Source organism: Streptomyces sp. W16 (genome assembly GCF_033194735.1).
GTDB lineage: Bacteria > Actinomycetota > Actinomycetes > Streptomycetales > Streptomycetaceae > Streptomyces.
In genome coordinates, this window is the sequence record NZ_JAWOAI010000352.1 from 1 (window position 1) to 10695 (window position 10695).

Genomic DNA, 10695 nt, shown 5'->3' on the forward strand with positions numbered 1-10695 from the left:
GGTCGACGAGGACCGCCGCTTCCCGCACTCCGGGCAGGGCCGTGAGCGCCGCCTCGACCTCGGCGGGCTCGATCCGGAATCCGCGCAGTTTGACCTGGTCGTCGGCGCGGCCGAGGTAGTGGGCCTGGCCGTCCGACAGCCGGCGGGCGAGGTCCCCGGTGCGGTAGATCCGCTCGCCGGGCACGAACGGGTCGGGCAGAAAGCGTTCCTTGGTGAGGTCGGGGCGGCCGAGATAGCCGCGCGCCAGCGACGCTCCGCCGAGGTAGACCTCGCCCACCACTCCGGGCGGGACGGGTTCCAGTCGGCCGTCGAGCAGGTACATCCGGGTGCCGGGCAGCGGGCGGCCGATGGGGCACGGCCGTTCCAGCGGGCGGGGGTCGTAGTAGGCGGTGCTGTAGAGGGTCGCCTCGGTGGGGCCGTATCCGAAGCAGATCCGCAGGCCGGGGAGGTGCTGTGTCATGCGGTGCAGCGCGGCTTCGGTGAGCGACTCGACTCCCGTGAGCAGCGTGCGCAGTTGGAGCCCGCGCAGTCGTACGGCGGGATCCTCGTCGATCCACTTGACGTAGGCGGGCGGCAGGAACGCCTGGGTCACCGCGTGTTCGCGCATCCACGCCAGCAGGGCCTCGGGGTCGCCGCGCAACTCCTCGGGGACGATGTGGAGTTCGCCGCCGGTGGTCAGGGGCAGCAGCAGTTCGTGGATCGAGGCGTCGAAGCCGATGCCGGACCAGGCGGAGCCGGCCTCGCCGGGGGCGGTGCCCATGCGGGCGTGCCAGGTGGCGAAGAGGTCGAGGACGCTGCGGTGTTCCACGGCGACGCCCTTGGGACGTCCCGTGGACCCGGAGGTGAAGATCACGTAGGCGAGTCGGTCGGGCGTGTGGCCGATGTCTGCCGGTGGTCCCTGCCGGGTCGCTCCTTCGGCCTCCACCTCGTCCAAGTCGAGCCATTCCGGGGCGCGTTCGGTGCTGTCGTGGTCGCTCAGCACCAGGGGGCAGTCGGCGTCCTCGATCATGCGGGCGAGGCGTTCGGCGGGCTGGCCCGGGTCGAGCGGGAGGTAGGCGGCGCCCGCCTTGAGGATGCCGAGGATGCCGACGGCCAGGTCGCGGGAGCGTTTGGCGTGCAGGCCCACCACGTCACCGGGGCGGACGGACCGGGCGATCAGGGCGTGCGCGAGGTGGTCGGCGCGGCGGCCGAGTGCCGCGTAGTCCAGCGCGCCGTCCCGGTCGACGACCGCGGTCTGTGCGGGGCGCTCGCGGACCTGTGTCTCGAAGAGTTCGACGAGTCCGGACGCCGAACGCAGGGCGGCCTCCGCCGGGTCGGGCCGGGCGGCGGGGTCGGACCGCGTGGCGTCGCCGTCGAGAAGCACCCGTAGGCGTTCCTGCGGTTCCATCAACTCCAGTGCCCGGATGTCCCGTTCGGGGTGGCGGACCATGTCGGTGAGCAGCTGCCGGAGATGGCTGGACCAGCGCCGGGCGGTGGCGGGGTCGATGAGCGCGGTCGCGTAGTCCAGGTGTCCGGTGATACGGCCGTCGGACTCGGTCGCCGACAGAGCGAGGTCGAACTTGGCCGGGGCGTGGGCGATCGGCAGCGGTTCGGCCTCGACCCCGGGCAGGTGCAGCAGGTCCCGCCGGTCGGGCTGCCAGGCCAGCATGGTCTGGAACAGGGGGGTGCGGGAGGCGCTGCGCGGCGGGTTGACGAGTTCGACGATGCGCTCGAAGGGCAGGTCCTGGTGGGCGAGGGCCTCGCGTACGACGGCGCGGGTGCGGGTCAGTGCCTCGGCGGCGGTGAGGGATCCGGAGAGATCGACGCGCAGCGGGAGGGAGTTGACGAGGAAGCCGATGAGGCCGGCCGATCCCGGGCCGCGCCGGCCCGCGAACGGGCTGCCGACAACGATGTCCTCCTGCCCGGAAAGCCGCGACAGGAGGATCGCCCATCCGGTCAGCACGGCCACGAAGGGGGTGGCACCGTGCCGTCTCGCCAGGCCGCGGAGTCCGGCGGTGATCTCGGTGTCGAGGGCGAACTCGGCCCGCCCGCCCTCGTATTGCTGTTCCGCCGGACGTGGACGGTCGGTGGGCAGTTCCAGGACGGGCGGCGCGTCGTCGAGCGCGCGCCGCCAGTAGTCCTCCTGGGCGCGGAGTCCGCCGCCGAGGACGGCTCGGTGCTGCGCCTGCGTGTGGTCGGCGTACTGCACCGTGAGTTCGGGCAGGGGGTTCGGAGCGCCTGCGGTGAACGCCTCGTAGAGCCGGCCGAGTTCGTCCATCATGACGTTCATCGAGACGCCGTCGTAGATGCTGTGATGGAACGTCAGGAGCAGTACGTGGCGTTCGGGTCCCGTGGCGAGCAGGCGGCCTCGGCCGAGCGGGCCGGCTTCGAGGTCGAACGGCCGTTGTGCTTCGTCGAGTTGGCGGACGGCCACAAGGGCGTCCGCGTCGTCGGCGGCGGTGAGGTCTTCACAGGTCAGGGTGAATCCGGCGCCCGGCGGGTCGATGTGCTGGTGCACGTCCCCTTCCGTGGCCACCAGCCGCGTGCGCAGCGTCTCATGACGGTTCGTCAGTGTGTCGAGGGCGCGGGACAGCAGGTCGGCGTCGAGCGGGCCGGTCAGGGTGAAGGCGATCGTCTCGTTGTACGCGGCGTTCGCGCCCGGTAGTTGGGACAGGAACCACAGTCGCTGCTGGGCGAAGGAGGCGGGCCGGACGCGGGGCGTCCCGCCGGGGCCGTGCGGGGCCGTCTTGGTGGACGCGCGAGGAGCGGGGGCAGGGTGGGGGGTGTGGTGCACCGGCGGTACCTGGCCTTCCCATCGGTGTGGGGCTGGGTGACATCGGGGCGCGACAAGCCGGGATCACCGGACTGCCGACGGTCCGGAAAGGGCGCGCTCGCCATCGAGCGGGTGCCGTGGGGGGGGACGGGAGGGGAGGTGGCGGGCGCGGGGCCTGCGGCCGGGACGCGCGGGGTGCCGTCACCGCTGAACGCTCACCGGGAGACGAGGCACACATCAGGTCGTCGATGAAGGGGGACGGTCCATGGGGGAGGCGGCCGAAAGCGGCCCGGAGATTCGACAATTCGATGCCGGAAAACGCTGTGCAATTACCTCGTCACATCATTTTCCTACTCATTCGGATTCCCTTCCGGAACTCCGTGACGCGGTCGTAATCATCAATCACAGGCTCCGGGCATGTCAACACTCGATATTTCCCGGAGCCACACCGGGACGTCACCTCGAAAAGGAATCCCACGAAACTCCCATATGGGAAGAAAGTTTGCACACCGCCACACAACTGCCCCTGGAGGACCGCGAATCGGCGGCATGAACGGCGACACAGGCAAAGAGGGTTGCCTATTTCGGTGGCCGAACTGGATTGAATGTTTGAAAGCCGTGCCGATCGGCAGGGATGTCAGAATGGCCGCGCGTCGACCGGAACCGGAACCCCTGCGACAGGGGTCGTGAAATGCTCGCGTCGTTGTCGCCGTACGGCTCCCGCGGGGACACCGAACCACTCGCGGCTCTCGCGGTGCGATTGCAAGAAGCCCCCGTCGGCGTGCGACGAGGGCTCCTGCGAGTTCGGGGCCGGTGCTCACCTGCCGACGGCCATCCATCAGGTCTCACTCACGACCCGATGTGCTCCATCAGGACGGAGCGATGCCGGTGTATGCCGGCGATGAACTCGCTGTTGTCGACCGTTGCTCCGGTGTTCACGACGCAGTGTTCGGAGCCCGCAGCACAACGTCACAGCCGCCCGGCACAAGCCCCATCGCTCAGCCCGGCCGACGGCGGCTCGCCTCCTCCTGCGCAGCCCTGCGCCTCCCTACGCCCGAGCACTCGGCACCCGCCATCTCCAGAAGCCCGCACACGCCGATCCGTCACGCCCCGGTGGCTTTCCCCTCCGCCGGGGCGATGAGCCGTTCGTCCGGGATGACCGCGACGCCGAGGATCTCGATCATCGCCTCCGGCTGCCAGAGCGCGGTGGTGCCGATGCCGGCCATCGCCGGGTAGACCGGGCCCGCGAGCTCGCGCCAGGCCTTCCCGATCTCCTTGCCGTGTGCCTGGTAGTCCGGGATGTCGGTGAGGTAGATCGTCAGGCTGACCAGGTCCTCGGGGATGCCGCCGGCGGCCCGCAGCGTCGTGAGCACGTTGCCGAACGCCTGCCGGAACTGCTCGACGATACCCCCGGGGACGATCCGCATGTCCGCGTCCAGGGCTGTCTGTCCGCCCAGGTGGAGCGTGTTGCCGCTCAGGGTGCCGTGCGAGTAGCCGCTCGGTGCGGGGAGCGAGGGCGGGTTGACCGGGATCGGAGTCGTCATTGCGGGTTCCTCCTCGGACGGGCTGGTGCAGGCAGCGTAACTCATCTATTGACTGTTTTCGACGGTCGTGAAAATCTCGCTATATCGCCGACGCGGCTCGGTCACTCCGGCCGCCGCCCCGAGCACCTGAGGGAGTACCGCCCATGAAGCTCGCCACCGTGGCCCACGAAGGCCGCACCACGGCCGCCGTCCTGGACGGCGACCGCTGGCGGGCGCTGCCGGCCGACGACCTCTCCGCGCTGCTGGCGACGACGGCCCCCGACCGCGTCGCGGGCCTCGCCGGGGCCGAACTGCCGGGCGCTGCCCCGGTGTTGCCGCTGCCGTCGCCGCGCAAGGTCGTCTGCTGCGGCCTCAACTACGCCGACCACATCACCGAGATGGGCCGCGAGCTGCCCAACCACCCCACGCTGTTCGCCAAGTTCGCCGACACGCTGACCGGCCCCGAGGACGACCTGCTCCTCCCGCGCGGTCTCGACGTGGACTGGGAGGCGGAGCTCGCGGTGGTCGTCGGGGCGGAGCTGAGGGGCGCGGACCGGGACACGGCCGGACGGGCGATCGCCGGGTACACGGTCGCGAACGACATCAGCGTGCGGGACTGGCAGAAGCGCACGCTGCAGTGGTTCCAGGGCAAGGCGTGGGACCGCACCACCCCGCTGGGCCCGGTGGTGGTCACCCCCGACGAGCTGGACCCGGTCGCGGGCGTCGAGGTGATCTGCCGGGTCGACGGCGTCGAGCGGCAGCGCGGCAACACGCGCACGCTGGTGTTCGACGCGGCCGATCTGCTCGCCTATGTCTCCACCTTCACGGTGCTGCGTCCCGGCGACCTCGTGCTCACCGGCACCCCCGGTGGCGTGGGGTCGGGCATGACCCCGCCGGTCCGTCTCGCCGACGGCGATCTCGTCGAGACCGAGATCCCGGGCATCGGCACCCTGCGCAACCGTCTCCGTCTCACCGACTCCAGGAGCTGATCATGGAACCCGATTTCTCCAAGTACGTCCTAGAGGGCGACAACACGTCGTACGCCAACGAGTCCGGCCTGGTCGTACCGGTCGTGACCCGTGCCGGTCTGGAGGTCGGCGCCACCGGCCAGTCCGCGGGCGCGAGCCGGATCTCCGGTGTCTCGGTCCAGCACACGCCGGCCACCAAGCTGTGGTTCGGGAAGGTGAGCAACGAGTCGGGTTATCGCTCGGTCCCCCATCACCACGGGGAGGCGGAGACCGGCGGCTACGTCCTGTCGGGCCGGGCCCGGATCTATTTCGGTGAGCGCTTCGAGGACTACCTCGATCTCTCGGAGGGCGACTGGGTCTTCGTCCCGCCGTTCATGCCGCACGTCGAGTGCAATCTCGACCGCAACAACCCGCTGACCTGGATGACGACCCGCACCCCGGAGAACATCGTGGTCAATCTGGAACAGGTGGCGGACGCCGACCTGCGCGACTGGCTGGACCGGCCGTGACCGACTCCCGAGCCACCGCCGCAGGCGTCCGGTCCGTCCCGACCTCGGCAGCTTTCACCGCCGCGATCGCCCTGACCCCCGCCGAGCCCGAGCACTTCGACCTCGCCTTCACGGCGACCACCCAGCCGTGCCCGTGGCCGAAGGCGTACGGCGGCGACATGGTGGCGCAGGCCGCCGCCGCCGCGATGCGCTCGGTCGAGGGCAAGACACTGCACTCGATGCACTCCTACTTCCTGCGGCCGGTCGACATCGGCGCCGAGGTGCGTTACGAGGTGGAGCTGCTGCGCGACGGCCGGGGCTACGCCACCCGGCAGGTCCGCGGCTTCCAGAACGGCAAGCCCGTCTACACCTGTCTCGCCAACTTCGCCGCGGGCGAACCGGGCGCCACCTTCGCCGCCGAGCCCCCGGCCGGCGTCCCGGATCCCACCGAACTGCCCAGCTCGGCAGCATACTTGCGCGACACCGCCGCACCTCGCGGCACGATGACCGCCACCTCCGAGGAGTACTGGAGCGGCGGGCGCAGCTTCGACATGCGGCATGTGCCCGGCCCCGTCTATCTCACGGTCGAGGGCGAACGCGTACCCCAACAGGCCGTGTGGGTAAGGCCGTTCGACGCGCTGCGTCCCGTCGACGGCCTCACCGACGAGCAGCGCGACCTCGCCGCGCTCGCCTACGTCTGCGACTACACGATCCTCGAACCCGTCCTGCGCATGCTCGACCTGTCCTGGGCGCAGCCGGGAGTCGTCACCGCCAGCCTCGACCACTCGATGTGGTTCCACCGGCCGGGCCCCATGGACGGATGGCTCCTCTACGCCCAGGAAGCCGTCGCCGCCGACTCCGGTCGCGGCCTCGCCGTCGGCCGGTTCTTCACCACCTCCGGTACCCACCTGGCCACCGTCGCCCAGGAAGGCCTGATCCGCAGCTCTTGACTCCCACGCAGCTCCTGATCCCTGCACGGCCCGCCCCCGGCCTGCGGAAAGGAATCTCCCGATGGACCAGATGGACCAGTTGGACCCGATGGGCCTCTCGCCCTCCGCCTATCCGGACACGTTCGCCCGCGATCACCTCCCGCCGCGCGCCCAGTGGCCGGTCCTGGAGTTCACCACCGACGACCTCCAGTACCCCGAGCGTCTCAACGCCGGCACCGAACTCATCGACGTCCCCACCGCCGCCTTCGGCCCCGACCGTCCGGCCCTGCGCACACCGGACGGCGAGGTGTGGACCTACGGCGAACTGCTGCGCCGCGCCAACCAGATCGCCCACGTCCTCACCGAGGACCTCGGCCTGGTCCCCGGCAACCGCGTCCTCCTGCGCTCCCCCAACAACCCCTGGGTCGTGGCGTGTTGGCTCGGCGTCCTCAAGGCCGGCGGCATCGTCGTCACCACCATGGCGGCACTGCGGGCCCGCGAACTCACCCCGGTCGTGGAGAAGACCCGCCCGACCGTCGCTTTGGTCGACCACCGGTTCACGGCGGACGTCGAGGCCGTACGCGACACGGTCCTGCCGGACCTCACGATCGTGGCGTACGGCGGCGACGCGCCCGACGACCTGACGCGCCAAGTGGCGGCGAAACCAGGGGAGTTCACGGCCGTAAACACGGCCGCCGACGACATCGCCCTGTTCGGACCCACCTCGGGCAGCACCGGCGTACCGAAGATCACCACACACTTCCACCGCGACATCCTGTCGATCGACAACACCTTCGGCCGCCACACACTGCGGCTACGGCCCGACGACCTCGTGTCGTGCACGGCGCCCCTCGCCTTCACCTTCGGGCTCGGCATCCTGGTCGTCTGCGCCCTGCGGGCCGGGGCCTGCGCGCTGCTGACGGAGGCGGTCGCGCCGGAGCCGCTCGCCGAGCTGGTCGCCGAGGCGGGGGTCACCGTACTGGCGACCGCGCCGACGGCGTACCGGCAGATCCTCAAGGCCGGGAAGGCGGACCGGCTGCACGGTCTGCGGGCCGCGGTCAGCGCCGGTGAGCACATTCCGGAAGAGGTGTGGCAGCAGCTGCACGAGGAGACCGGGATCAAGGTCATCGACGGCATCGGCGCCACCGAGATGATCCACATCTTCATCTCGGCCGCCGGCGACGACATCAGGCCCGGTTCGACCGGCAGGCCGGTCCCCGGATACCGGGCCACCGTCCTCGACCTGGACGGCGCGGAGGTCGGCCCCGGTGTCGAAGGGCGGCTGGCGGTGATCGGCCCGGTCGGCTGCCGCTATCTCGACGACCGGCGCCAGGAGAACTACGTCGTGAACGGCTGGAACGTCACGGGCGACACCTTCGTCCGCGACGAGGACGGCTACTTCTACTACCGCACTCGTACCGACAACATGATCGTCTCCTCCGGCTACAACATCGGCGGTCCCGAGGTCGAGTCCGCGATCAACACCCACCCGGACGTCGTCGAGTCGGCGGTGGTCGCCAAGCCCGACCCCGAACGCGGCTCGGTCGTCTGCGCGTTCGTCGTCCTGGTGGCGGGGGTCGTGGGCGACGAGGCCAAGGTCAAGGACATCCAGGACCACGTCAAGGCGCAGCTGGCGCCCTACAAGTACCCGCGTGCGGTGCGCTTCTGCGACGCCCTGCCCCGCAACACCAGCGGAAAGCTCCAGCACTTCCTGCTGCGTCAGATCGTCGAGAAGGAGAACCAGGCATGAGGATCGCGATCGTGGGCGGCGGGCCGGGCGGGCTGTACCTCGCCGCGCTGATGAAGCAGCTCGACCCCGGCCATGAGATCACCGTGTGGGAGCGCAACGCACCCGACGACACCTTCGGCTTCGGCGTGGTCTTCTCCGACGAGACCCTCGGCGGCATCGAGAACGCGGACACCGTCGTCCACGACTCGATGGAGAGCCTGTTCGCCCGCTGGACCGACATCGACATCGAGTTCGACGGGCACCCCTTCACGGTCGGCGGCCAGGGCTTCGCGGCGATGGCCCGCAAGGACCTGCTGCACATCCTCCAGGAGCGGGCGGCCGAACTCGGCGTCACGGTGCACTACCGCACCCTCGCCCCGGACATCGACGAACTGCGCAGGTCCTACGACCTCGTGGTCGCGGCGGACGGCATCAACTCGGCGGTGCGCACCAAGTACGCCGACGCCTTCGTCCCCTCCCTCGACCAGCGGACCAACAAGTACATGTGGCTGGGCACCGACCGGGTCTTCGAGGCGTTCCAATTCCTCGTCAAGCAGACCGAGTTCGGGACCATGCAGATCCACGGCTACCCCTTCTCCGACGGCGGCTCGACGTTCATCGTCGAGATGGCCGAGGACGTGTGGCGCAGGGCCGGCCTCAACTCGACGGAGGGCACACAGTTCCCGCCCGGCGTCAGCGACGAGGAGTCCGTCGCCCGGATCCGCGAGATCTTCGCCGGTGAACTCGCCGGACACGCCCTCCTGACCAACAACTCCCGCTGGCTCAACTTCACGACGGTCCGCAACGAGCGCTGGCACCACCACAACGTGGTCCTGCTCGGCGACGCCGCCCACACCGCGCACTTCTCCATCGGCTCCGGCACCAAGCTGGCCATGGAGGACGCCCTCGCGCTCGCCGCGTGTCTGCACGAACACCCCACCGTGGAGGAGGCGTTGACAGCGTACGAGACCGAGCGCCGCCCGGTGGTGGAGTCGACCCAGCGCGCCGCGCAGGCCTCGCTCGAATGGTTCGAGAACATCGGCCGCTACGCCGGGCAGGATCCCGCGCAGTTCTGCTTCAACCTCCTGACACGTTCCCGCCGGATCACCTTCGACAACCTCAAGGACCGCGACCCGGGCTTCGCCGACCTGATCGAGCGCGGCTTCGCCGAAGCCCAGGGCGCGGCCGAGTCCGCCCCGGCGATGTTCCAGCCGTTCAGCATCGGCGGCCTGGAGCTGAAGAACCGGATCGTGGTCTCGCCGATGGACATGTACTCGGCCGTGGACGGAGTGCCGGACGACTTCCACGTCGTCCACCTCGGCTCCAAGGCGCTCGGCGGCGCCGGCCTGGTCATGACCGAGATGGTCTGCGTCTCCCCCGAGGCGCGCATCACCCCGGGCTGCACGGGCCTGTGGAACGACACACAGCGCGAGGCGTGGACCCGGGTCACCGACTTCGTCCACGGCCGCAGCACCGCGAAGATCGGTCTCCAGCTGGGCCATTCAGGCCGCAAGGGGTCGACTCGGCTCATGTGGGAGGGCATTGACGAGCCCCTCACCGAGGGCAACTGGGAGGTCGTGGGCCCGTCCCCGCTGCCCTACGGCACGGGCTGCCACGTGCCCCGCGAGATGACGCGGGCCGACATGGACGCGGTGGTCGCCGACTTCGTGTCCGCCGCCCGCCGGGGCGCCGACGCGGGTTTCGACCTGCTGGAAGTACACGCCGCCCACGGCTACCTGCTCTCCTCCTTCCTCTCCCCCGTCGCCAACCGCCGCACCGACGAGTACGGCGGCGACCTCACGAACCGGCTGCGCTTCCCGCTGGAGGTCTTCGACTCCGTACACGCCGCCTTCCCCGCCGACCGCCCCGTGACGGTACGGATCTCCGCCACCGACTGGGTCCCCGACGGGAACACCGAACACGACGCCGTCGAGATCGCCCGGGCCTTCGTCGCGCACGGCGCGGCGGCCGTCGACGTGTCGTCCGGCCAGGTCACCAAGGACGAGAAGCCGGCGTACGGCCGCTCGTACCAGACCCCGTTCGCCGACCGGATCCGGCACGAGGTGGCCGCTCCGGCGGGCGCGGCCGTGATCGCCGTAGGTGCGATCTCGTCGTACGACGACGTCAACTCGATCCTGCTCGCCGGGCGCGCCGACCTGTGCGCGCTGGGCCGTACCCACCTGTACAACCCGCAGTGGACGTTGCAGGCCGCCGCCGAGCAGGAGTACCGCGGCCCGGGCGCCGACTGGCCGACGCAGTTCGCGGCCGGCCGCCGCAAGCCCCCCACCTCACGGACCGACGCGGTC

At 70.4% G+C, this 10695-nt stretch carries 7 protein-coding genes; 5 read left to right on the forward strand and 2 right to left on the reverse strand.

Annotation, left to right across the window (positions count from 1 at the left end):
• Together R6V09_RS35100 and R6V09_RS35105 are read right to left on the reverse strand one after the other, a co-directional pair.
• Positions 1–2773 (reverse strand): non-ribosomal peptide synthetase (locus tag R6V09_RS35100; RefSeq protein WP_442810212.1); only part of this gene is annotated, 2773 nt, incomplete at its 3' end.
• Positions 2774–3855: 1082 nt separating this feature from the next.
• Positions 3856–4296 (reverse strand): RidA family protein, encoded by a 441-nt coding sequence (locus R6V09_RS35105; protein WP_317885508.1) that lies wholly within the window; start codon positions 4294–4296, stop codon positions 3856–3858.
• A 143-nt stretch (positions 4297–4439) separates the two neighbouring features.
• On the opposite strand from R6V09_RS35105, the gene R6V09_RS35110 reads away from it, so the two are divergent.
• The 5 genes from R6V09_RS35110 to R6V09_RS35130 all read left to right on the forward strand — a co-directional run.
• Positions 4440–5264 (forward strand): fumarylacetoacetate hydrolase family protein, encoded by an 825-nt coding sequence (locus R6V09_RS35110; RefSeq protein WP_317885509.1) that lies wholly within the window; start codon positions 4440–4442, stop codon positions 5262–5264.
• 2 nt (positions 5265–5266) lie between these two features.
• Positions 5267–5752, forward strand: coding sequence for a cupin domain-containing protein (locus tag R6V09_RS35115; protein ID WP_317885510.1), 486 nt, complete (start codon positions 5267–5269; stop codon positions 5750–5752).
• A complete protein-coding gene (locus R6V09_RS35120) occupies positions 5749–6681 on the forward strand; it encodes an acyl-CoA thioesterase (protein WP_317885511.1) in 933 nt (310 codons plus the stop codon). Before R6V09_RS35115 ends, R6V09_RS35120 begins: the two co-directional genes overlap by 4 nt.
• 70 nt (positions 6682–6751) lie before the next feature.
• Entirely contained in the window at positions 6752–8410 is a 1659-nt protein-coding gene (locus tag R6V09_RS35125) for an AMP-binding protein (protein WP_317885514.1), read from the forward strand.
• The coding region (locus R6V09_RS35130; protein ID WP_317885512.1) for a bifunctional salicylyl-CoA 5-hydroxylase/oxidoreductase at positions 8407–10695 on the forward strand (2289 nt) is incomplete at its 3' end. The genes R6V09_RS35125 and R6V09_RS35130, both read left to right, overlap by 4 nt.